The following is a 25173-nucleotide window of genomic DNA, read 5'->3' on the forward strand; positions in this document are numbered from 1 at the left end:
AATGAATAGAGAAACAACGATGACAATAGTTAAATCTATAATCATTATAGCGATTCTTTTAGCTGTTGTCTTTGCATTAAGAGCTCCTGCAGCTGATCTTAATATACTTCCTAATGAAATAAAAGGACAGTATGTTGATTCTTATGGTCTTCCTTATTTTAGTGAAATGGATTCATATTATAACTTAAGGCTGACTGAGAACTATGTAGATCATGGTTATGTAGGAGATATAAAATACGATAATGGTACGCAGATGGATATGCATAGATATGCTCCTGATGGTAATGTAATTAATTATGAGCTGGGTATTGTATATTTAACGTCGTTCCTTCATGATATGGCAAATAAGTATCTTGGAGATTACGGCATTAGAGAAGTTGCATTTTGGACGGGTGCAATTATTTCATCATTGGCTGTCATTCCAGCATTTATTTTTGCTAGAAGATTGACTAATGATTATGGTGCGATTGCTGCCGCACTGCTTATAGCTTTAGCTCCGAACTACTTTGCACACACATTCCCAGGATTTTTCGATACAGATATGTTCTATTACATATTATCACTCTTCTTCATACTTTTCTTTGTTGAGTGTATACGGACAGATAATATGGCTTTAAAAATAATTTACGCCGTCTTGTCCATTATTTTTATAGGACTCTTTTCTATATCATGGACGGGTTATATCTTTTACGTAGGTTTAATGGGTGTATTTGCTTTTGTATACTTAATTGCATGTTATATATTTAATATTGGTGAAGATAACCAAAACCAATACTCCAGTAAGCTGATGTGGTTTATCCATCAAAAAGAATTTTTATCAATTATATTGTTGTTAGTTATTGGTGCTGTTGGTATTACTATTTTCAGAGGTCTCGATGCTACACTGGGTATTTTCAACAACTTATTCAGTTTGCTTTCATTGCAATCTGCCACTAGGGGCGCAGCAGGTGGTTTCCCTAACGTACTTATTTCTGTAGCAGAGATGCAAATGCCAAATACACTTGGTGCAGGTATGGCCTCACCATTCTTAGCTAACACTAATGGTGTTATAAATGGTATTGGTGGAATGTTCGTATTGTTTGCTGGTTTAATTGTATTATATGTTTTAGTTTCAAGAGTATACAAACTTAGAAAAATTAATACTTCTAAAAATTCTAATTTAAAACCAAGCAAAGATAAAAGGGTTTCAGCTTCCAAAAAAATTGATGATGGTAACAAATTCAAGTTATCACTTGGCGAATTAAATATTTTCGGTAAATCTCAAGAAGAACTTATAGAAACTAAACGTATAACTATTCTATATGCTTGTTTATTTGTAGTATGGACTTTGCTTACTATTTTAGCTGTAACCAGAGGTTCAAGATTCATTACTACAATCGTTTTACCATTCGCATTAATGACTGGTATATTCATAGGATATGTTTCCGATTACCTTAAAAATAAATTGGATAATGATAATTGGTTAACAGTGATTGTAGTTGGTTGTGCTGCACTTGTTGCTATACCTATAACTCAAATTAATTTCATGTATGGTATAGTTACATTAATTATATTATTGGCTATTGGTTTAGCTTCAATTTATGTATTAAAACAGAACAAAGATGCAGACAGTAAAAATATTCCTGTTAAGAAGTACATAGCTATTGCACTTGTAGTTCTTGCGTTGGTAACGCCTACTGTTTGTGGTGCTTATCTCACAGCAAATCAGGTAGTTCCAGGTACAAGTGATCCTATGTGGAATTCAATGGCCTGGATTAATGAGCACTCTGAAAATGATACTGTAATCACATCCTGGTGGGACTTCGGTTACCTCTTTGAGATTGCTGCTGATAGACAAGTAACATTCGATGGAGGTTCTCAGACAGGAGACCGTGCATACTGGCTGGGTCAGGCGATGACGACGAGCGATTTACAATATTCTGCAGGTGTTTTCAGAATGCTGGATTCATCAGGTACAAAACCTCAACAAGATTTATACAATTTCACTGGTGATTATGGTAAAACCACAGATATTCTTAAAGAAATTTTACCAATGAGTCCTGATAATGCTACTAAAACATTAGTTGAAAAATATCATTTAACTAATGACCAAGCAACTCAAGTTGTTAACGGTACTCACCCTACAAATCCACGTCCTGTAATGTTTATTGCAAGTTCAGATATGCTTCAAAAAGCCGGTTGGTGGAGTTACTTTGGTGATTGGAACTTTACAAACCAAACTGCTAAAAACTATAATTACTATGTGCCTAAGGAACAATTGAGCCTAGGACCTCAATCAGAAGGTAAATTATCTGTAATCAACTCTTCAGGTCTGCAGGTCAATCTTGTTGTTCAAAGAGGAGAAGGTAACAATTCAACTACTGGATACACTGAAGCTATATCCACATATAACAACAGTCAAATTTTCCTCAATGGTACTCCATACAATCCATTGAATGTTTCCAATATTATGGTCATTGAAAATGGATATTTAGTTAAAAATGAAAGTGTTGGGGATGTTAAGAATGCAAATTACACATTATTCATAATGGGTGAGAGCAATTCGGGCAATAAAAATGTAACAATCAACAATGTAACATTATCCATGAATAGTGAGAACATGACATATACTCCAATACTGATTGATAATAAACTGGCAAATTCCATGTTTACTCAATTATTCTTGTTGGGTGGTGCAAACCAAAATGTATATGAGATGGTCCACATGGAAAATGGTGTATCTGTATGGAAAATAAACTTTAATAACACTGTTGCTGGTGGAGGTGCTCCTGCCGCTACCAACAATCTAGCAAACACAACAAACCTAACAAACACAACAAATAAATAGATTGGGATTCAACTCCTAATCTCTTTTTTTATATTTTATATTATAGTGATTAAATGGCTCTTGAAGACAAAATAAAAGAAATTGAAGAAGAAATTCAAAGGACCCCATATAACAAAGCTACTTCACACCATATTGGTAAATTAAAAGCTAAACTTTCAAGATTAAAAGAGGAATCTCTCCAGCGTAGTAGTTCTGGCCATAAAGGTCAGGGATTTCATATGAAAAAAACTGGAGATGCAACTGTCGTACTTGTTGGATTTCCGTCTGTTGGTAAATCTACATTATTGAATGAGATAACTAATGCTGAAAGTAAAGTTGGAGCCTATCAATTCACAACTTTGGACATTGTTCCTGGAGTCATGGAGCATAAAAATGCTAAAATACAAGTTTCTGATATTCCTGGAATCATTACTGGAGCAAGCAGTGGTAAAGGAAGAGGCAAAGAGATATTGTCTGTTGCCAGAACCGCAGATTTGATTTTAATTGTTCTGGACACTTTGAATCCGCAACATTTGGATGTTATTTTAAATGAACTTAGAAATATAGGTATAAGACCAAATGAACGCCCGCCAGATGTTACGGTTAATAGAAAAAAACTTGGTGGTGTTAAAGTCTCATCAACATGTCCTTTAACTCATTTGGATGAAAAAACAATAAGATCCATTATCAATGAGTATGGAATGCACAATGCAGATGTTCTATTCAGGGATGATGTAACAGTGGATCAGTTCATTGATGTATTGGATGGGAATAAATCTTATGTTCCAATGTTGGTTTTATTAAACAAAGTCGATTTGGTTGATGAAAATTATATAGAGGAACTTAAAAAATATATTCCTGAGTTTATTCCAATTTCTGCTGATAAAAAAACTAATATCGATGAATTAAAAGATTTGATTTTTGATAATTTGGATTTGGTTAGGGTTTATTTAAAACCGCAAGGGAAAAAAGCTGACATGGAAGACCCGTTGGTCATTAAGAAAGGTTCCACCGTAATAGATGCATGCGGAAAATTACACAGAGAATTCGTTAAGAACTTCCGTCATGCAAAAGTGTGGGGAACTTCCGTAAAATTCCCTGGTCAAAAGGTTGGTCCTGATCATGTTCTTGAAGACGAGGACATTTTAAGGATTATCTTAAAAAAATAGATTATTATGTCTAATATTATTTTTATTAGTGGTACTCCATGTACTGGAAAAACCACAATCGCTGAAAACTTAACGCAAAAATTAAATTGGGATTTAGTTAAAATTAATGATTTAGCTATCTCCAACAATTTTGTTTTAGGTATCGATGAAGATAAGGACTATAAAATTATTGATATTGATGCCTTAGATGAAAATCTTTCCAATATTATTTCTTCATCTGATAATCTAATTGTTGAAGGTCATTTAAGCCATCTGTGTTCTGGTGCCGATAAAGTAATTGTCTTGAGATGCAGGCCGGAAATTCTGGAAAAAAGATTGGCTTCAAGAAATTATTCCGATGCTAAAATCTATGAAAACTTGGAAGCTGAAGCATTAGGTGTTTGTTCGGCTGAAAGTTTAGATATTTATGAAAATAATGTCTATGAGTTGGATGTCAGTGATTTAAGTGTTGATGATGTTGTTTCAATACTTTTGGATGTAATTGGAGGCAAAAGAGAATTAACTTTTGGTGAAATCGACTTCATGGAATGGTTGCTCACACATCAATAGATTTCATTTTACTTTTTTCATTTGACAATTTCATTTAATTAATTTCGTACTGATTTTCACTATTACTTCACTGACTTTTCATTAAAAATATTTTAGCTATTTGCCATTTAATGGGAGTTATTTTTCTTTTGATTTATGGTTATTTGATTGAAATTGTTGACATATGCATAACATTTATTAATGGTGAAAATCATATTTATTTTTAATATTCATGTTAACCTAAGGTTATCATTAACTATGGTTTTTGTTTTAATTTGCGCAAATCATTTTAATTCAATTTTTGAATATTATATCCGACAATTAAGGAGGATATTTTTGAGTAGAGGAAGACGACCTAAATGGATGATTAAAATAGCTATTGAAAGAATGAACATTCTTTTTGAGCGTGCTGAGATGGAATTCATCACCCATCCTGAACGATCCCATAGGTATGTTGAGTTAGCTAGAAAATTATCCACCAAATACAATACTAAAATTCCTGAAAAATGGTCTAGAAGGTATTGTAGAAAATGTGGCAAGTTCCTTTACTATGGTCATAATTCATCCGTCCGGCTCGTTGACGAGAAAGTTAACATTTTTTGTGGAGAATGTGGCCATGTTATGAGAATTCCTTATAGTAAGGAAAAGAAAAATAAAAGGAGAGCTAAATATGAGTCAATCCAAAAAAGAAATGATGAATAGAGCTCTTTCCGCGATGACAATCAATATTGGTAAAAGTGGTGTCAATGATAATGTCATTGAAGAAATCAAACGCCAATTGAAAGCCAATGAAATTGTCAAACTTAAATTTGCAAAAAATATCGCTAAAGATAAAGATACTTATATTGCAGAAATTGTCGAAAAAACTCGATGTAAATTAATCGATGTTAGAGGACATGTTGCTGTAATTTACAAAAAGAAGCCTTAAGAATTACTTAAATTTAGAGTTACAGGCCCTATTTTTTAGGTCTTAAATTTACAGTGGATTAAGAGGACAATTATTTAATAAAATATTGGAGAATTAATATGACTACTGTATTTGATGTACCTGCAGATTTATTAATTGAAAAAGTCGCAGAAGAATTTAAAGAAAATGATAAAATCAATTCCCCTGCATGGTCCAATTTTGTTAAAACTGGTGTTCACAAAGAAAGAAAACCAGAAAATGCTGATTGGTGGTATGTAAGATGTGCATCTATCATTAGAAGAGTGTACATGGATGGACCTGTTGGAGTAATGAGTTTAAGAACTTTCTACGGTGGTAAAAAAGACCGTGGTGTAACTCCTGAAGTATTTAGAAAAGGTAGTGGAGCTATTATTAGAAATGCTCTTCACCAATTAGAGGATGCAGGTTTTGTTGAAAAAGTTGAAGGAGGAAGAGTTGTTTCTCCACAAGGAAGATCATTTTTAGATAAAACCGCTGGTGAAATCATTAAAGATATTCCTGAACTTGCAAAATTCGATAATCAATCTGGATCCGGAAATAGTTTGCATTCTAATTTTATTAGTAAATTATCTTCATCTATAGAAAATAATGCTGAATTAGATGATGCTGATAAAGAAAAATACCTTGATGTAGTTTCAAAAATAGATGCAGGACATGAGCATTTATCAAAAGCAATTAAAGAGTTAAGTGATGAAATTAAAGAAAAACATTCTAATGATGTATTTGAATCCTTCTCTTCATTAGAAAAAGAAGATTTAGGAAATGCTATAGACTCATTCATCACCTCTTTAAGGAGAAAACATTAAGTTATATTCTAAACTTGTAAAATACTATTAATTATTAATGGAGAGTTTGATATGAGCGATCTTGATGAAATTCGTCAAAAAAGAATGGCTGAGTTACAAGCACAACAGCAAGCTGCTGCTCAACAACAAGCACAACAGCAACAGGCTGCTCAACAACAGATGCAACAGCAAGAAGCACAAGCACAATTTGAAGCTCAGAAGAAACAAATTTTAGGTCAGATAATGACCCCTGAAGCTCGTAATAGATTAGCTAATCTTAAATTGACTAAACCAGAACTTGTTAACCAAATTGAAATCCAATTGATTCAATCTGCTCAAGCTGGTAGTTTAAGAGGAAAAGTCACAGATGAACAGTTAAAAGTTCTTTTAAGACAAATTGCTGGTCAAAAAAGGGAGATTAAAATTACAAGGAAATAATGTCTATGAAAGCTGCCGTATTATATAGTGGTGGTAAGGATTCATCTTTTATGGCTGTAATGCTTAATAGATTGGGTCTTGATGTAGAATTATGCACTGCAAACTTTGGTGTCTATGATTCATATATTCCTGCCAGTAAATCAGCAAAATCATTGGGGTTTAATCATAAGGTATTGGATTTGAATCCAGATATTTTAGATAAAACTTGTGACATGATTATGAACGATGGGTTTCCTAATGATGGGATAAAATTCATCCATGAAACTGTCATTGAGGAAGTTGCTGATAAATACGATATTATTGCCGACGGTACAAGAAGGGATGATAGAACTCCAAAACTCACGGTCAATCAAATAAGAAGTCTTGAAGATAGGAAAAATGTTCAATACATTAACTTGGATAGTTTCGGTCACAAATCTGTTAAGTTAATAACATCCAATCTTTTTGAGATATCTCATGAAAAAAGCAACAAGGATAACAGCTCTGATTATGAGGTGGAAATAAGGACTTTGATTGATGAAAAAGGAGGAAATTCTCTGGATATATTTCCGGAACATTATCAAACTCGAGTTATAGGATATAAACGATAATCATATACTTTATTAACAGGTGAATAAAATGAGTAGAAATAAACCATTAGCTAAAAAATTAAGAATGGCAAAAGCAAACAAACAAAATAGGAGAATTCCAATCTGGGCTTATGCTAAAACTAATCGTAAACTTAGATACAGACCTAAACCTAGACATTGGAGAAGAAACAGCCTTAAATTATAAGGGGGATTTATCATGGAAAGAGTTTACACAATTCCACTTAGAAATGTAAAAAACGTTAAAAGAACTATCCGTGCTCCTAGAGCTATTAGGGAAGTTAAAAATTTCTTAACCAAACACATGAAAGCTGAAGAAGTTAAACTTGATGAGTCAATCAATCATGTAATTTGGGCAAGAGGTATTCAAAAAATACCTTCTAAAATTACTGTCAAAGCAGTTAAAGATGAAGATGGTGTTGTAGAAGCTACTTTAGCAGAATAGCTATCGTACCTTTTTCAAATACTTATTATGTGAGGTGACAATATGTTGAGAAGAATCGATATTGTAGGAAATCCGAATATTGGAGTTTTCATTCAAGCAACTGATGACTATGTTATTGTTCCTTATAATTTAATTGACGAGAAAGTTAAATTAGTTGAGGAAATATTGGAAGTTCCTGCTGTGAAATCCTCTATTTCTGGAAGTAGCCTTATTGGATCTTTATCTGTAGCTAATTCAAAAGGTATTGTTGTTTCCCCACACATTTTAGATAGAGAAGTTGAACAATTTGAGGAATTGGGCCTTGAAGTGGCAGCCATTCCTGGTAATTATACTGCTGTTGGAAATATTGTTGCAGCTAACGATAATGGGGCTATTGTAAGTCCTTTTTTATCTGAGGATGCTATTAATACGATTGAATCTACTTTGGATGTTAATGTTGAAGCTACATCCATGGTTGGAAGTGATATTATAGGTTCATTGATATCTGTAACCAATAAAGGATTTTTAATTAGTAGCACGGCTGTGGAGAGCGAAGTTGACTTTTCTCGTAAAGTATTTGGTGTTGAAGGGGATGTCGGTACTGTTGGAAGAGGAATCTCTTTAGTTGGAGCATGCTCCATTGCCAATTCAAAAGGAGCTATTGTTGCAAAAAATAGTACTGGACCTGAAATGGCTAGAGTTGAAGAAGCATTAGGCTTTTTAGATGATTTATAATTATTATCTGAGGGATTAATATGATAACTAAAATTTACAGAGTTAAAGGTACTTTTGTAATGGGCGATGAGTTTCATAAATTTGTAAAAGAATATAAAGCTACCAGTGAAGCTGATATTGAACAAAAAATTTATGAACGTTTCGGAAGCAAACACGGTATTAACAGAAACCAAATTAAAATTTCTGAAATCACTGAAATTGCTCCTGAAGATGTTGTTGACCCTATTGTAAAAGAAATTTTATAATTGCACTTTACGAGGTGTTATTATGGAAGATCAGCAAAAATTAAATGAACTCATTAATGAAATTAATGCATACAATCAGCAAGGTGAATTAATTCGTCAACAAATTGAATTAATTCAATCTTCCATATCTGAGGTTGATGCATTAACCAACACTTTAGACGATTTAAATGGTGAAAAAGCTGTTGAAGCTTTTGTACCAGTAGGTGCTGGTTCTTTCATTAAAGGAGAACTTAAAGACACTGATGAAATTATTATAAGTATTGGTGCAGGATACGCTATTAAAAAAGATGCTGAAGGTGCTAAAAAAATTATTGCTGGACAGAAAAAGGATTTGGAAGACAGCTTAGATAAAATGCTAGCTAATTTACAGCAAGTGACTGATATTGTAGCTAGTCTTCAAGGTCAAGTTCAACAAATTCAAGTGGCAGCTCAAGGCGGCGTAACCGGTTATTAATCACTTATAACTTTTTTTTCTTTTTTTTAAATTATTTTGATTCAAATAAAACTACAATAACTGTTTTTTGGAAGATTATCAAATTTTATTATTTTAGTAATTTATTTTTATCACTTAATATAGATATTCATAGTGAGGTGTTTGAAATTAAATATAATTCAAAAATTTTTATTTTGATTATTCTAATAATATTTTTGAGTAGCATTTCATTCGTTTCTGCTGACGATTCAGTAAACCAAACACTTGATGAAATGCATGCTGTGGATAATGTGGAGGTTATAGGAGGGTATGGGGATACTTCCTTTAATCAAGATATCAATCAATATACATATGACCCGTTAAATCAGAATATGGATCAGACTGCTGAGGAATTAATTAATTTAAGTGAATGCAGTTCTATTGTTCTTCATGTAAGTGATAATGAGGGAGTTATATCTGTCAGACGTGATTCCACGGATTCCGCTAATATTATTATTGAAAGTGGTAATTGGGGAAATATTGAATATGTAAAACAATATAAAGATGATGGTTACGGTTATTTTGCACATGCATTTATAACCTCAAACGGTTGGCTGATTGGTAATGGCGGTATAACTGATGGTCCAGTATTCAGGCAGATTGAAGGTATAGCTTCTGAAATGGTTGTTAATAATGAAATCAATAATGGATATCTTTCAAGAATTTATAATATTTTGTCCGGATACTCTTTAGGTCATTTTGTCATTAAATCCAGTGATGGAACTTATGGGGTTGTTTTCAATAATGAGTATCATGTTGGAAAATTGAATCCGGGGGAATACATTGTATGCCCTAATGTTTACTCAATGTCTCAAAGAGGATATTATAATGCTGCTTTGAGTCCTCCTGATGCAGGAATTAATATTGGATATACTGATTCTTATGGTGTTAATAGAAGAAATCTTATGACTTATCATTGGAAATTAACTAAATCCACTAATGGTTTAGCTTATGGGGTTGACTGTTATGCATCAAATGATAATGGTGCAGGTGTAGGCAGATCCACTGCATATATGTCAGATAATGTTTATTTCTTTGGATATTATATTTCCAGAGGTTCTATTCCTACAACTCCAAACAAAATTGGAATAGGAACCCATATTTTTGATAATAGCATTGAAGTTTTCAATTTATTGGAACCTGTTAGCACCACACTTGTTGGGGAGGATATATGTTTGAGATATCAGGTTAATTATATTCCTAGAACTAGTCCTATAGTTCAATTTGCCATTCCCGATGGATTTGAATTTAAGAATGCAATGATATCTAAAGGAAGTTATAGATATGATCCGGCTAATATTGTAGTTTGGGATTTAAATGATTGTGATGCTAATAATTACATCATACTTGTACTTAAAGCAGTTAAATTAGGCCAATATGATTTGGTTTACTCTTTAGACAATGATTTTGTTAACAGTATTAAGTTATATGCTAATGAGTATGGTGCCGTAATTTCTGCAGCTGATGTAAATAAATATTATAAAGGTCCTGAAAAACTTAATATTTATTTAAAAGATGTAAATGCTATGCCTATTGTTGGTGAAAATGTTGTTATAAATATTAATGGTCAAAGTTATACAAGAACAACCGATGATAAGGGTATTGCTTCACTTGCTTTAAATTTAAACTCCGGCAGTTATGATGCAAGCATAACTTATAATGGTCGTTTTGGTAAGAATTCTACAACTGCCAATGTTAGAATTTCTGATACTGTTTCCGGCAGTGATGTTGTAAAAATGTATAAGAATGATACTCAATATTACGCTAAGTTTTTAGATGTTTCAGGTAAGCCTTTAGCTAATACTAATGTAATGTTTAATATTAATGGTGTGTTCTATACAAGAACTACCGATGCTTCGGGCAATGCTAAATTGAATATTAATTTAAATCCTGATGAATATATTATAACTGCAATCAATCCGATTAATGGTGATCAACACAGTAACAAGGTTAAAGTAATCACGGTTTTGGTTGACGGACATGATTTGACTAAATATTATATGAATGCAACTCCTTATTCAATTAAGGTTCTGGATAATGTTGGAAATCCTTTAGCTAATGCTGATGTAACATTCAATATTAATGGTGTATTCTATACAAGAACTACAAACAGTTCAGGATATGCAAATCTTAATATAAACTTGCTTCCTGGAAGCTATATCATTACTGCAATGTATAATGGTTTAATGCATGCCAATACCATTGAGGTTCTTCCGGTATTATTTGCAGACGATGCAACAGGTAATGTCAACGACAGCAATTTTACTGCCAGATTAATTGACGGGCAGGGTGTACCTTATTCAAATCAAAGCATAAAATTCAATGTTAATGATGTGGTTTATACAAATACAACTAACGATGCAGGTATTGCTAAATTGTCTGTCAGTCTGCCGATAGGAGAATATACTGTAATTTCTTCATATAATGACTATTTTATTGATAGGAAACTTACAATTAAGGAGGATGTTTAATCACATTCCTTTTTTAAATTTTTATATGATTTATGGGAGGTAATACTATTAAGAAAATTTTTTTCTTTTCTTTAATTTTGCTATTGTTTTTAAGTATGACGGTGGTTTGTGCTGAAGATAATACTACTGATGCTAATTTGGATGATGCAAATGATGATGTTAACTTCGAAGATGTAAATATCGTTGCTAATGATGTATCATTGTATTATAAGAATGGAACACGACTTAATGTGAATTTATACAATGGAAATGATACGCCACTATCTAATCAGAGTCTGATATTCACTATTAATGGTGTTGAATATACAAGGACAACTGACAGTAAAGGTGGTGCTTCTATAGCCCTAAATCTAAATTCAGGTAGCTATTTGGGTAATATCAGATTTTTAGGGAATGAAAAATATGCTCCTGCAAACAAAACGGTAAACATTAATGTTCTACCGACAATATATGGTAATGATTTAGTTAAATATTATCACAATTCTTCTCAATACTATGCTACTTTTCTAGATGGTTCGGGGGATGTTTTGGAAAATGTGGATGTCATATTCAATATTAATGGTGTCTTTTATACTCGCCAAACAAACCAAAATGGTGTAGCTAGATTAAATATTAACTTAAACTCTGGTAATTACATATTAACTGCTTATAATCCTTTGAATAATTATTCATGTTCAAATCGTATTACTGTACTGCCAACTCTTAATGGAAGTAATTTGGCTAAGATTTATAGGGATAATCATCAATATTGGGTAACTATTAAGGATTTTAAAGGCAATCCTTTATCATATAGGGATGCAGAATTTAATGTTAACGGTGTTTTTTATACTCGTCAAAGTGATAGGAATGGAAATGTAAAGCTTAACATTAATTTAATGGCTGGGAATTACATTATAACTGCATGTAATAAGGTTACTGGTGAATTAACTTCAAATATTATTGTAATTCATCCAAACTCCAATACAAAATTGACTACTCAGGATTATATTTTTAGGGAAAATGATGATGATACAATACAGGCAACATTAACTAATAAATTAAATTATGGTGTTGCTGGAGAAAGGATTGACTTGACAATAGGTAAAAACAAATATTCTGTGGTAACAGATGAGAAAGGTGTAGCCAGTTTTGATTTGGACTTGAATCAAGGCAACTATTCACTAGCTTTCAATTATGAAGCTAATTCAGTTTATGGTGCTTCATCTGCTAAATCTAGTGTAGAGATTTATGATGGAATTAAAGCGCGCCTTGAATGCTATGATGCAGTGTTTTATGAAAATGCTACTTATGTAACATATTTATATGATGAAAACGGTAAAATATTCCCAAATCAAACTGTCTACTTGGAATTGGGGTCTATGCTTTATTCTGCCGTAACTGATGATTATGGCGCAGCCTGTTTTGACCTTATTTCTCCGCCGGATGTTTATAGTGCCAAAATCTTTTTCAATGAAACAGGATATAAATTCACTAAAAAATTATGTCAGATTGTAATCCTTGAAAATACCTGGACTAATTTGATTCCAGTGACTTCAAGTGTCAAAGAAGGTCTTGGTGAAAAATTTGCAGTTAGATTAGTAGCTGGTGCTATATATAACCTTCCAAATAAGGAAGTAATTATAGAAATTAATGGAAAAAATTATACCCGAACAACTGATGTTGAGGGTATTGCATATTTAACTATTAATTTGAATCCTGGCAATTATGATGTTTATTACTATTATCTTGGAGATGATGTCTTTGAGGGAGTTGGAAACAGTTCTCAATTAACTGTCATTCCAAGAATCCCAACTAAATTGAATGTCCTTAAAGGTTCAACTTTCCATAAAAATTCCGGTATTAGTTATAATATTGAATTAAGTACAGATAAACCTTTACCTGGCAAAAATGTTGTTGTTAAAATTGGTTCACAAACGTTTAGTCAGACTACTGACGGAAATGGTGTTATTCATTTGAACATCAATAATTTTAATGAAGGAATATATGATGTTACCTATTCATTTGATGGCGATAGGGATTATGCACCATGTTCCGGTTCTTCATCACTTGTGATAACTTCCGAGATTCCATACGGTTATGGATATTGGGTCAGATATGTTGATATGTACAATTTGAATCTGGCCAGTTTGGCTTCCCAAGGAACAAAGCATATTTTTCTTCATTCCTATGCGTTTACTGCATATGGTGAAGGAAGTGTTGCTTCATGGATTAGGCAAGCGAACAATTATGGAATAAAGGTTCATATCTGGATGCAGGTTGCTTATGATGGAAGCTGGCATGGTATTTCTAATAAGGACGGTTCATACAATTATGATCTTATCAATTCAAGGGTCAATGAAGCCAGATACTATGCTAGTGTCAGTGGAGTTTCCGGTGTACACTTTGATTATCTAAGATTCGGAGGAACAGCGTATAAATTCCCAAAGGCAGCAGAATCTATCAATTACTTTGTTCAAACAGCAGTTTCTGCAATCAAATCAGTCAATCCAAATTGTCTGGTGTCTGCAGCTTTAATGCCTGAACCTGATAATATGTTATATTATGACGGTCAGGACTATCCTACATTGACTAGGTATTTGGACTTTGTTCTTCCTATGGTCTATAAAGGAAATTATAAACAGAATACTGCTTGGATTCAAAGTATTACTCAATGGTTTGTAGATAATTCAAATGGTGCGCAAGTCTGGACAGGACTTCAATCATACAGATCAGATGATGATGTTACAAGATTGTCGGTTTCCGAACTGGCTGGTGATGCCCAAGCATCATTAAATGGTGGTGCAAGAGGTGTCGTCATGTTTAGATGGGGAGTAAGTAATTTCATTAATTTCAACAATTTAAAAGTTAAGTAATCTAGATAGACCAATGCAAATTTTATATTTTAAAATTAGTTATTAATTTAACTAATTTTTCTTTTTATTATTTTTATATTCTAACTATTTTTTCACATAATTATTAAAGCCATTTTTCATTTAATCGATTTTAATTTCACCATATTTTTTGTATTGATATTTCTTTTAAATAGTATAAAAAATATAAATAAGTTATAATTACACTTTTTATAATAAAATTAAAAGGTTGGGATAATTTTGTTTGAATCATTAAAAAAGAAATTATCACGTACCAGTGATAAGTTGGAAGAAGAAATTATCGAAGAAGCAAAACAAGAAGACAACCTTCAGGAGGAAGAAGGTACTAAACGTTCATTTTTCTCATTTGGCCGTAAAAAGAAAGAAAAGAAAGTCGATGAGTCTAAATCTGATGAATCAGCTGAAGAAAAACCTAAAGAAGAGAAAAAATCTCACTTCTGGTCTAGAAGTAAAGATGATGATGAGGAAGAATCTGATGACGGTTCTGTTGAAGAAGAATTGGATGAGGTTGAAGTTGAGCCTGTTGAGGAGAAGAAGTCTCGTTTTTGGTCTAGAAGTAAGGATGATGAGGAAGAGTCTGAAGATGAAGATGAGGACGAAGATGAATTAGATGAGGTTGATGTTGAGCCTGTTGAGGAGAAGAAGTCTCGTTTTTGGTCTAGAAGTAAGGATGATGAGGAAGAGTCTGAAGATGAAGATGAGGACGAAGAGGAAGAGGAAGTTGAAGAAAAAGAGAAGAAATCTCACTTCTGGTCTAGAAACAAAGATAAAGATGAATCTCCTGAAGGAAAAGGAGGACTATTCTCTTTTGTCCGTGAAAAAACAATTTCTGAAAAGCATGTAGAGGATACTTTATGGGAACTTGAAATGGGTCTTTTGGAAGGAGATGTAGCAATGGAAGTAGCTAGTGCTGTTGTTGAATCTGTAAAAGAGGACCTTGTTGGTCGTAAAATCAAAAGAAGCAGTGATATCACAGAATACACTTATGATGCTTTGAGAAACGCAGTAGCAGAAATTATTGATGTTCCCGGCAAATCAATGACTGAAATGATTGAAGAGAAAAAAGCTCAGGGAGAACCTTTGGTGGTGATGTTTGTCGGTATTAATGGTACAGGTAAAACAACAACTATTGGTAAACTGGCCAATTACTACTTAAAAATGGGCTATACTCCTGTAATTGCAGCTTCAGATACATTCCGTGCAGGTGCTATAGAACAGGTCACCCATCATGCAGATAATGTGGGAGTTAAAATTATAAAGCACCAAAAAGGATCAGATCCTGCAGCTGTTGCATATGATGCAGTTGAACATGCAAAAGCTCAAGGAAAAGAATTGGTTTTAATTGATACTGCCGGAAGAATGCAAACCAATACAAATCTTATGGACGAAATGAAAAAGATCAAAAGGGTTTCAAATCCTGACTTAGTTGTTTTCGTTGGAGATGCGCTTACCGGTAATGACGCAACTCAGCAAGCAGTTAAATTTAATGAAGCTATTGATATTGATGGTGTTATATTAACTAAAGCCGATGCAGACAGTAAAGGTGGAGCATCTTTATCAATAGGTTATGTGATTAAAAAGCCAATCATGTTTTTAGGTGTCGGTCAAGGTTATGATGATATTAAAGAATATGATGCTGAATGGATGTTAAATCAGTTATTTAGTGAGGATGAGGCAGCTATTGAGGGATAATATGTGTTTAAAAAAATCCAATATTGCACTTTTTGGTGTTTTAGTAATTCTTATTATAATCGCAGCATCCGCAACATTAACCAATAATAATGGTAATATTTTGTCATCAATGCAATCAAAAGGAGATGTGTCAATTGCTGTTGCTGGTGATGTTATGTTTGCACGAAACATGGAAGGTGTTTTAAGCTTGGATTCCTCCCCATTTAAAGGTGTTTCCAATGTATCATCTAATGTTGATTTGTTCATACTTAACTTTGAAAATGCAGCAACAAACTCTGAAAATGCTGTGAAAGGGGATGTTCCACTTAAATGTAATCCTACATATGTGCCTCTTGCAAAAGCAAATAACAACACCGTTGCAACACTGGCAAACAACCATGTATGTGATTATGGCATTGATGGAATGCGCGATACGATTAATAATCTCAAGAGTGCTGGGATTAATACATTGGGTGCCGGTGAAAATGAAACCGATGCCCACAAGCCTGTGACCCAAGTGATTAACGGAAGAAATATTACTATATTAAATTATATGGATTCAAACAATTTTGCAGAATATGATTATACAATGCTTCCTTATGCAAACGGGTCATCTCCAGGTTATTCCGCATATAATTCCGATGTTGCACAAAAACAAATATCTGAAGCTCGCGGAAACGGATCTGATTTCGTTCTGGTTTCAATGCATTATGGAAATGAATATTCAATGTCTCCAAATGCTGACCAGGAAAAGATATCTCATGAATTGATTGATAATGGTGCCGATGTTGTCGTTGGAGCCCATCCTCATGTTCCTCAAGGCGTCGAAATGTATCATGGCAAACCAATCTGCTATAGTTTAGGTAACTTCATGTTTGATTTGGGAACGGAGTCTACTTTAAACGATTATATGATTCAAATAGATTTGGTGAATGATACTGGTAAATTAACTGTTTATCCGGTTAATATTAATGGATATTTGCCTTATTTGATGTCACCAGACGATGGAAAGGCTTTCCTGCAGGGATTAACTCCACAATGCAATCAATTAAATATTACAGAAAATGGTACTGGAGTACTGACTTTTAATTTGACAGAGGACAAATAATCCTCTTTCCAATTTTTTTACAAATAGTGTTAATATTTGTTGTTTTTAGTAAATATTTAATAAAATTTCTTTTTTTTAAAATCTAACTATGTAAGCAAGTGCTTACATTCAAAAAACTTTATATAATACTTTTTTCATATTATATTTAGAATAATTGAAAATTACTATAATATAACTAAATTAAATGGGGGTAATGTCATGTTATGTTTGGGTCTTGGTGGCGGTAGTCCTGTACCATATTATTAAATAGGATGAAACAATTTTTTTATCCATTATTTTTTCATTTTCTTTACAAAATTTTCATCGTATTTTAATAATTAATACTTATTTTTATTTAATATTCAATTTAATGTCTTTTAGTATTTAATGGTGTAAGTGAGTGTTTACATTCGAATAACTTTATATATGTCGGTTTTAATAATAATTAGAAAAGTTTGATTAGAAACTTCATGAAATTATGTTTTAGGAGTAATGTCATGTTTGAAAGACCTTGGTTCTAAATCGGATGAAATGATATTTAATCTATTATTCTTTTTTTAATATTTTTAAATTTTGTTAAATTTTTAAACTTCCAATATATGAATAACCTTTAATGTCTTCCTTATTTTTAAATTCAAATTTGAATGTTTCTTTATTTGAAACATATAAATGGGATAGTGCTATTCCGACATCAATATCATTCCATTTGCCGAGTATTTTTCTTTTTACAATGTTATGTTTTACTTTATAGACATCATATCCTTCATCTGTATGTTTAAAATACCATGGCTGTGAATTAATGGCTGATGGCGCTAACTGTGCAGGCTTTAGCTTCTCGTCTTCAACATCAGATATTTCTGATAATTTTTTCCTTTTAAATTTTGCAATATCTCTTGTACAATCATCTGATTTTCCAAAAGCTATTAAAATCTCAAATTCGGGATTTTTTTCTTTAACTGAGGCCATTCCAACCCAGCAGCTGCCGATATCAAGGCTTTGCATAAACAAACTGGCCTGTTGAAATATGAATCCTAAATTAACGCCGTAATTTTCTTTTTTCTGGGAGTATAATGCCAGATAATATGGAGCGCTCCATCTTGTCTTTAGAGAAACTTCATCTTTAGTTAAAATCTTATATGAATAGCTGATTTCAGGTGTCAGGACTTTTACATTATCTAAAAATTCCCTAATTGCACTCATATCTATTTCATCATCCAAATATTTTCTTGCAGATTTTCTTTTGTAAATCTGAGATGCTAAATCCATTTTACCATTTCCTTTTTGCAATAGCTTTCAAGCGCTTTTTTTCAATGTCCTTTCGTTTGTCTGACTGATATTTCTTTTTTTGACGATTGGTTGCAGTTTGAAAATTGGGCATTATTGTAACTAGGTCGATTGCATTCCCATGACAAGCAAATACTATTTTAAGTTCCTTATAATCTTTATTTGGGGGCGCTTCATAGATTACTTCATATTCTTCATTTCCACTTTTTTCATATCTCAATGGCTCTTCATACATTACTGTATCAACAATAAATTCTCTTTTAATGCCATTATCTGATAATCTCCGGTTAAAATGAGTGTTTTCAAAACACCAATCAATACTCTCAGTATCTCCAAGAATGAATTTGTCAAAAACTTTCATCACTATTACCTTATATTCCGGATTTTTTGAACCTCCCCATCTTGTAGAAGAAGGGGATTCGCAAACCAAAAAATTATAGTTTTTCTGGAAGATTTTTACTGCACCGTCGTCCCAACGGTTCTGGCAATTTTTTTTTACAATAGTTAATGGTTTTTCTTTTTTAAAACTTGGTTATCGTTGAAAAAAAGTTTTAATTAAACTTTTGTTATTGCCATTTATTATTTTGGTATTGCGGATATTTAAAGTTAATCAGAGAGCATTTTAAAACAAATCCTCTTTTGTGTAATTCATCCCTAACATATAGAAGTTAGAGCATTCTTGCTTTATAGATAAAAGTATTGATTTTTACATTTTTATTATTATTCATATGAGTTTATTTTTTTAATCTAATGAGGTAATACTATACGTGCCTTTTGATAAAAAATTTGCTACTCAGTGATATGCATATGCTAAGAATATTCGAATAATGTTTTAGATATTTGTATCATGGATGATGGCTTATCTATTCCTGGCCGATTTCGCATGTCTGGAAAATTTTTTGAAGATGACTGTCATGCTATTGAAATGGCAATCAGTAATAATTCCACAATATCTGATGATGGTTATGAGAGAGGTAATGGATTATGGTCAACTTTAAAACTTGTTGTTGAAAGAAATGGTGGTCAGATTTTGATTATTTCAAATAATGGATGTTTAGATATTATTAATAAGGAAAAATATAAATATTCAATTTTAGATAATAGTAATAAATTTAATGGAACTTTAATCTCATTAAGGTTGAACAAACGTGAAATTCAAAATTTTCATGACTCTATTTTTCAATTTGGGAAGAATCCATATAAATATAGTAGATGATATTTTGAAAACAATTATCATTAAAGATTTAATTAACCATTCATTAGAATCCAATTTTGCAGCTTATGAACTATTTGATGTAATTAAACAGTGTCCAATGGATGATATTACTATAGATTTTTCAGATGTGACATTCATAAGTAGATTTTTTGCGCAGGCTTATTTTTCTAAAAAATTAAAATGTAATAAAAATATTAATGAAATTAATTTGTCTGGCGAAGCAAAAGACTTTTTTAATACAATCCGCAAAAATTTTGAGTGATACTTTTACTATGATAATGATAATAATTTCTATTCTTCTAACAACATTTGGTCACTTATATAAATGTTAATAATCATATTGCAATATATGAATAAAGAAATGCAATGGGATTCATCTATATCATTTATTTTTGCAATGATCGGTGCTGCCGTAGGATTGGGTAACATTTGGAGATTCAGTTATGTGCTTTATTCCAATGGCGGAGGGTCATTTTTCATCCCTTACTTAATTGCAATAGCCATCATGGGTATTCCATTTTTATTTTTGGAATATGCAGTTGGTTTTTCTTTTAAGGACTCGTTTTCCAATATTTTGAAAAAAATCAATCCAAAATATGAATTCATTGCATGGATGCTTGTCACTTTTGTTTTTATAGTGGTTATCTATTATATGGTGATACTGGGCTGGGATTTATTATACCTATTTTCCAGTTTTAATTTCGCTTGGGGAAATGATGCAGGTTTATTTTTCACTAACGTTGTTGGCGGAAGCTCTAATTTGAATTCAATTACTACATTTCTTATCCCAACAACTCTTTGTGTAGGATTATTATGGGTTGTATTGTGGTTTATTGCTAGCAGGGACGTTGATAAGGGAATAGGTAAATTTTCAAAGGTTCTTATTCCTACATTATTTATTATAATGGGATTTATTATAATTTATGCATTGACCTTGCCTGGTGCTGGAATCGGTATCAATACTCTGTTGACGCCTGACTGGTCAAAATTGCTTGATGTTAACATCTGGCTTGCGGCTTTTGCACAGATAATCTTTTCATTAAGTATGGGTCAGGCAATTGCGATTACTTATGCAAGTTATTTGCCTAAAAACTCACGTTTAACAGATAACGTTTTAATTGTTGTCGCATCAAACTCCTTATTTGAAATATGTACTGCATTTGGGGTATTTTCAATTTTGGGATACATGTCGCATACTGCAGGAACTCCCATGGTTGAGCTAGTCAGTGAAGGTACGGGACTGATATTTATTGTTTTTCCTATGATATTTAACATAATGGGACCTATTGGCAGAATAGTAGCGCCTTTATTGTTTTTGGCTATATTATTTGCTGGAATAACTTCTGCTTTAGGATTTTTAGAACCGATGCTCAATTCATTTGCAGTCAAATTCAACATGTCCCGTAAAAGGGCCGCAACAATCTTGTCAATTGTCGGAGGTATGTTTTCATTATTGTTAACAACAGGAATTAGTAGTTATTTGGTGAGAATCATTGATTCTTTCGTTAATGAATTCGGTATTTTGCTCCTGATTGCTATTCAGTGTGTTATTTTCGCATGGATTTATGGATTGGATTATTTTATTCCAGTATTAAATGAACACGGGCATGTAAAAATTGGCAAATTATGGGTACTGGTAATTAAATATATATTGCCGATATTTTTATTCTTCATTTGGATAATGGGTATTATTAATCTATTCGGTAATGCAAAATTCTTTGAATTGATTGTTGATGTTGTTATTATTGTGGCTGTTTTGGTGGTCAGTATTGTTTTCACTCGAGTCAGTCAATCTAACTAATTCTAAATTATCAGAAAACTTTGATAGAAAATTGGGCACAGACAAATAATAAAGATTTTGGCGGGTTTAGTGTATCGATTATTTCATCCCTCTTTTTATCTGACGTATTTTTACGATTATTCACATTTAAGAGTTATATATGTTGAATAATGAAATTTTTTGATTGAATTTTTACATGCTTGATAGTCATTAAATATATAAACAATTTTTTATATATATTAAAATATCTTTTACCTTTTTCATTGGTACTAGTGTTATTATCAAGTAAAGGGGGGTGAAAAATATTAATTCAGGTATTAAATTATTGTTCATATTATTATTTGCACTATTGTTAGTGCCTGTTTGTGCACAGGATACTAATTCAACAGGTAATAGTACATTAGCCGCATCTCCAGTTAACTATATTGAAGATGCCAATGTCTATGATTACTTTGATATGGATAATGTAATGACTGATGAGTTTGCAAACTCCACTTACATCTTTACCGAAAATCTCATGGATTACGGTGTTTTAACAATTGAAGCGCCAAATACTGTATTTACAGCAAATGAGGGTGTCGTTTTAGAAAACATTGCTTTTGACGTTAAGGCTGAAAACGTTACTATTGAAAACATTACATTCTTAGTAACCAAATCATTGGAGGACAATGACGGTTCAGCCATCATGACTCAGGCAGACAACACGACAGTACAGAATGTTGTAATAAATTACACCGCTTTAAGAAATACTGAAGCTTATGGGATTCATGTTAATGGTAAGGCATCTAACTTAATTTCCGGAACACGTCTGATTAATAATTTAATCTACTTTGTTGGAAACAATGATAAACATAGTGATAATTTTGGAATCTGGTTGTATCATTCAATCAACACATTACTTGAGAATAATACTCTTATTTCGTCTTTTCCATTACGTTCCGTTGATTTCAATACAGGATTAATGATCGGTGATGCCGTTGCGGGAATTGCTGTTTATAATGGTAAAAACCTCAATATGACTAATAATAATATATTTGTTGAGGTTAACAAGGCCACTTTAACTTCTTATCCAACTCTTGATGCTATTATTATTAAAGCCGGAGAAAATATTCGTTTCATAAATAATACATTGAAGATGGAAGATTTCAAGACAGGTATTGGTATGCCTAATTATCTTTATGGATTGGATGTTTATAACATTAAAAACATGCTTATTGAAGGCAATAATTTTTCTGTAATGACTTGGGGTGGTGTTCTTTCAGCAGGAACTGCATATCCGATTCAATTGACAGGACCGCTAAGTAATGTCACGATTACAGACAATGATATCTATTCCATATCAAATGGGCCTAATTTGGGAATATACTCTACAAATTATGATGGCAAAACTTCACTTAAAATATTCAATAATCGTATCAACGTTACCGGGCTTGCCGGCGAGCATGAGTGGGCATTGGTCGCAGGTATTGAAGTGCAGGACGATAATGATTATATTGTAAACAATACAATAGCTGTTCATTCAACAAGTCCTGTCGGTGAAAACGATAACCTTTACGGCATAAGTTTCAGGCAGAAACTTGAAGGAGACCATAATTTTGTCATTAAAGACAATTTGATATTTACTGACGGTGATGTTGCGGTGTATCTATATGCTTCTAACGGATCTACTGTCATCAATAATATTGCAGTTTCTTCAAAAAAGGGTATTGCTGATGTATCATATACAGCTTTGAAATTGGGGCCTGGTGAGCAAGAAAGACTCACTCACTATAATAACCGTGTTTTAAGTGAATATGAATATTGGTCTAAAATATTAAATGAAGTGGATGGAGGAGAAGATACAACTTACACAACTCCGGAAAATGTCAATAATTTAGACAATAATATTGATGCGGGAAATGTTCCTGGTGGAAACAATAATCCAAACTATGGTTATAATCCTTTCTATAATGGAGATTCACCAAGTACTGGTAAGCCTAATGTGCCAAGTAATGTAAATGACAGAAACAATAATAATCATATCTCAGATGATTTCAATGATAATGCGATAAATCCTGGTGACGAACCTAGTGATAATCCATCTGGTGGTGTAAATCCTGGTGACAGGTCTAAGGCATATGATGATGTGAATCCTGGTGATAAACCTAAGGAACAGCAAGATGTTATTAATCCTGGTGACAGGTCTAAGGTATATGATGATGTGGATCCTGGTGATAAACCTAGGGAACAGCAAGATGTTATTAATCCTGGTGACGAACCAATTGATAATCCAACAGAAGTTGAAAATCCTGGGGATGATTATGTTGAAGAATCTGGAAGCAATACAAATAGCAATCCTGGCGATAAATCAATAGTGGATCCATATCATTATGATGAAACAAAGCAAATCAACGGTACTCGCATTGATGATGGTGGAGTAAGTGATTATAATCAAGGTATGAGTTTTCCAGGCAATAAACAGAATGATGTAACTTCAAATACGGATTCTGGTTCTGTTATTACTAATTCATTTGGTGGCCAAAGCAGCATCGTAGTTAACACAACTGCCAATTCTCCTTCAGATACTGGTGAGGATTCAACTGCAAGTTCTGAAAAATCATCATCTTCATCAAATGTTGAAAGTGTAGGATCTGATAATCCTCCAAGTGCAAATTCTGTTTCAAAATCCTACGAAATATTGGAAAACTTTGAAAACATTGTTAAAAATCCACAGAATTTAATGTTATCAGTAGTGTTAGTATTAATTGTTCTAGCATTGTTGGTTGTAGGTTATAAACGTAAATCAAAAGAAGATGAATATTAATATTCATCTTATTATTCTTTTTTTTTAAAATTACTTATTAAATCTTATTTTTTTTTACTATTTATGATGGTTAAAATTATAAATCAGGGAATGTTATTCTTGATTTTGTTGATTTCATTTTCAGATAAGCCGGTGACATTAGAAATCATTTTCGGTTTGCAATTTAGGGATAATAGTTCGCTGGCTGTGTCTTCAGCAGTTAATTTTCCGCTATTGAATAAGTTCACAACCATTTTTATTTCTCCTTTTATTTCTCCTTCATCGTAACTATCTTGGATAGCTTCACTGATGCAGTCCACTTTCATCATATAATCTCCTTGTATTTCTTTTCTCATGGGATCATCTGCCGCAAAATACATATTTGATAACAGTATTGCAATTCCGTATGTAGAATCTCTAATTCGATTATTATCATAATTTATTTGATTCATTAACTCTACATTTTGCTTGAATTGATTAACAATCTTTTCTCGGCTTCGATGCATTATTGGTGTTAACGCAAATTCTATTAGCTCTTTATCATCGAAGCTTTCTTGATTGTTAATTTTTTCTTTAATATTACTTATAATTTCCCCTACGTTCTCATTGTATAGGGAAATTATGGGAAAAGTAAATAAGTTTCATTCGTTAATTCTGTATTCGGCAAATTTGAATTTTTGCAGTTGAAATAGTATCAAATATTATTTTCCTATTTTTTTTCATTGTTTTTTAAATTAATAGTTCGCAATCTATATAACATGATTAAATAGGTATTGATTAAAACAATATTTGTGGGAGAGAACAATTTTTCATGTTCTTGCCAAAATTAAAAAAGGTAGGGTGATGGTTAAATTGTGTTTTAGGCTTGTATGGTTAC

At 32.4% G+C, this 25173-nt stretch carries 23 protein-coding genes and 1 pseudogene; 21 read left to right on the plus strand and 3 right to left on the minus strand.

Features of this window, described 5'->3' with window-relative positions:
• From ACKI3Q_RS10260 to ACKI3Q_RS10340, 17 genes and pseudogenes are all read left to right on the plus strand, one after another.
• Window positions 1–2827: STT3 domain-containing protein (locus ACKI3Q_RS10260; RefSeq protein ID WP_407416494.1), on the plus strand; the 2827-nt coding region annotated here is incomplete at its 5' end.
• Between the two features lie 53 nt (window positions 2828–2880).
• A complete protein-coding gene (locus tag ACKI3Q_RS10265; RefSeq protein ID WP_407416495.1) occupies window positions 2881–3975 on the plus strand; it encodes an OBG GTPase family GTP-binding protein in 1095 nt (364 codons plus the stop codon).
• Window positions 3976–3981: 6 nt separating this feature from the next.
• Window positions 3982–4524, plus strand: a complete 543-nt coding sequence (locus ACKI3Q_RS10270) for an adenylate kinase family protein (RefSeq protein WP_407416496.1) — start codon at window positions 3982–3984, stop codon at window positions 4522–4524.
• Window positions 4525–4839: 315 nt separating this feature from the next.
• A complete protein-coding gene (locus tag ACKI3Q_RS10275) occupies window positions 4840–5205 on the plus strand; it encodes a ribonuclease P protein component 4 (RefSeq protein WP_407416497.1) in 366 nt (121 codons plus the stop codon).
• Window positions 5174–5431 (plus strand): YhbY family RNA-binding protein, encoded by a 258-nt coding sequence (locus ACKI3Q_RS10280; RefSeq protein ID WP_407416498.1) that lies wholly within the window; start codon window positions 5174–5176, stop codon window positions 5429–5431. The genes ACKI3Q_RS10275 and ACKI3Q_RS10280 overlap by 32 nt, the downstream gene beginning before the upstream one ends.
• A gap of 98 nt (window positions 5432–5529) precedes the next feature.
• Window positions 5530–5964, plus strand: a pseudogene (locus ACKI3Q_RS10285) (30S ribosomal protein S19e); the annotation flags it as partial.
• 342 nt (window positions 5965–6306) lie between these two features.
• On the plus strand, window positions 6307–6672 hold the full coding sequence (locus tag ACKI3Q_RS10290; protein ID WP_407416499.1) for a DNA-binding protein: 366 nt from the start codon (window positions 6307–6309) through the stop codon (window positions 6670–6672).
• A 5-nt stretch (window positions 6673–6677) separates the two neighbouring features.
• Entirely contained in the window at window positions 6678–7262 is a 585-nt protein-coding gene (locus ACKI3Q_RS10295; RefSeq protein ID WP_407416514.1) for a hypothetical protein, read from the plus strand.
• A gap of 28 nt (window positions 7263–7290) precedes the next feature.
• Window positions 7291–7446 carry a 50S ribosomal protein L39e gene (locus ACKI3Q_RS10300; protein ID WP_004032463.1) on the plus strand — a complete coding sequence of 52 codons (156 nt, stop codon included), beginning with the start codon at window positions 7291–7293 and terminating at the stop codon, window positions 7444–7446.
• A gap of 12 nt (window positions 7447–7458) precedes the next feature.
• A complete protein-coding gene (locus ACKI3Q_RS10305; RefSeq protein ID WP_295595621.1) occupies window positions 7459–7704 on the plus strand; it encodes a 50S ribosomal protein L31e in 246 nt (81 codons plus the stop codon).
• Window positions 7705–7746: 42 nt separating this feature from the next.
• A complete protein-coding gene (locus ACKI3Q_RS10310) occupies window positions 7747–8418 on the plus strand; it encodes a translation initiation factor IF-6 (RefSeq protein ID WP_407416500.1) in 672 nt (223 codons plus the stop codon).
• 20 nt (window positions 8419–8438) lie between these two features.
• Window positions 8439–8663 (plus strand): 50S ribosomal protein L18Ae, encoded by a 225-nt coding sequence (gene rpl18a / locus ACKI3Q_RS10315; protein ID WP_407416501.1) that lies wholly within the window; start codon window positions 8439–8441, stop codon window positions 8661–8663.
• Between the two features lie 22 nt (window positions 8664–8685).
• Entirely contained in the window at window positions 8686–9117 is a 432-nt protein-coding gene (pfdA, locus tag ACKI3Q_RS10320) for a prefoldin subunit alpha (protein WP_407416502.1), read from the plus strand.
• Window positions 9118–9311: 194 nt separating this feature from the next.
• On the plus strand, window positions 9312–11606 hold the full coding sequence (locus ACKI3Q_RS10325; protein ID WP_407416503.1) for an Ig-like domain repeat protein: 2295 nt from the start codon (window positions 9312–9314) through the stop codon (window positions 11604–11606).
• Between the two features lie 95 nt (window positions 11607–11701).
• On the plus strand, window positions 11702–14458 hold the full coding sequence (locus ACKI3Q_RS10330) for a hypothetical protein (protein ID WP_407416504.1): 2757 nt from the start codon (window positions 11702–11704) through the stop codon (window positions 14456–14458).
• Between the two features lie 237 nt (window positions 14459–14695).
• The gene (gene ftsY, locus ACKI3Q_RS10335; protein WP_407416505.1) at window positions 14696–16168 is read left to right on the plus strand and encodes a signal recognition particle-docking protein FtsY; all 1473 of its coding nucleotides are present in this window, start codon (window positions 14696–14698) and stop codon (window positions 16166–16168) included.
• 1 nt (window position 16169) lies between these two features.
• On the plus strand, window positions 16170–17255 hold the full coding sequence (locus ACKI3Q_RS10340; RefSeq protein ID WP_407416506.1) for a CapA family protein: 1086 nt from the start codon (window positions 16170–16172) through the stop codon (window positions 17253–17255).
• 555 nt (window positions 17256–17810) lie between these two features.
• On the opposite strand, the gene ACKI3Q_RS10345 is transcribed toward ACKI3Q_RS10340, so the two are convergent.
• The gene (locus tag ACKI3Q_RS10345; protein ID WP_407416507.1) at window positions 17811–18500 is read right to left on the minus strand and encodes a nitroreductase family protein; all 690 of its coding nucleotides are present in this window, start codon (window positions 18498–18500) and stop codon (window positions 17811–17813) included.
• Window position 18501: 1 nt separating this feature from the next.
• The gene (locus ACKI3Q_RS10350) at window positions 18502–18948 is read right to left on the minus strand and encodes a hypothetical protein (RefSeq protein ID WP_407416508.1); all 447 of its coding nucleotides are present in this window, start codon (window positions 18946–18948) and stop codon (window positions 18502–18504) included.
• A 417-nt stretch (window positions 18949–19365) separates the two neighbouring features.
• Between ACKI3Q_RS10350 and ACKI3Q_RS10355 the strand changes: the two genes are divergently transcribed.
• The 4 genes from ACKI3Q_RS10355 to ACKI3Q_RS10370 all read left to right on the plus strand — a co-directional run bounded on the left by ACKI3Q_RS10355 (window position 19366) and on the right by ACKI3Q_RS10370 (window position 24317).
• Window positions 19366–19734 carry a hypothetical protein gene (locus ACKI3Q_RS10355; protein WP_407416509.1) on the plus strand — a complete coding sequence of 123 codons (369 nt, stop codon included), beginning with the start codon at window positions 19366–19368 and terminating at the stop codon, window positions 19732–19734.
• 4 nt (window positions 19735–19738) lie between these two features.
• Entirely contained in the window at window positions 19739–19996 is a 258-nt protein-coding gene (locus tag ACKI3Q_RS10360) for a hypothetical protein (protein ID WP_407416510.1), read from the plus strand.
• A gap of 87 nt (window positions 19997–20083) precedes the next feature.
• On the plus strand, window positions 20084–21535 hold the full coding sequence (locus ACKI3Q_RS10365; protein WP_407416511.1) for a sodium-dependent transporter: 1452 nt from the start codon (window positions 20084–20086) through the stop codon (window positions 21533–21535).
• Window positions 21536–21809: 274 nt separating this feature from the next.
• On the plus strand, window positions 21810–24317 hold the full coding sequence (locus ACKI3Q_RS10370; RefSeq protein WP_407416512.1) for a hypothetical protein: 2508 nt from the start codon (window positions 21810–21812) through the stop codon (window positions 24315–24317).
• A gap of 83 nt (window positions 24318–24400) precedes the next feature.
• Here the strand turns inward: ACKI3Q_RS10370 and ACKI3Q_RS10375 are convergent, their stop codons facing one another.
• On the minus strand, window positions 24401–24802 hold the full coding sequence (locus tag ACKI3Q_RS10375) for a hypothetical protein (RefSeq protein WP_407416513.1): 402 nt from the start codon (window positions 24800–24802) through the stop codon (window positions 24401–24403).
• Window positions 24803–25173 lie beyond the last annotated feature (371 nt).

This window comes from Methanobrevibacter sp. (assembly GCF_045636185.1).
Classification (GTDB): Archaea; Methanobacteriota; Methanobacteria; order Methanobacteriales; family Methanobacteriaceae; genus Methanocatella.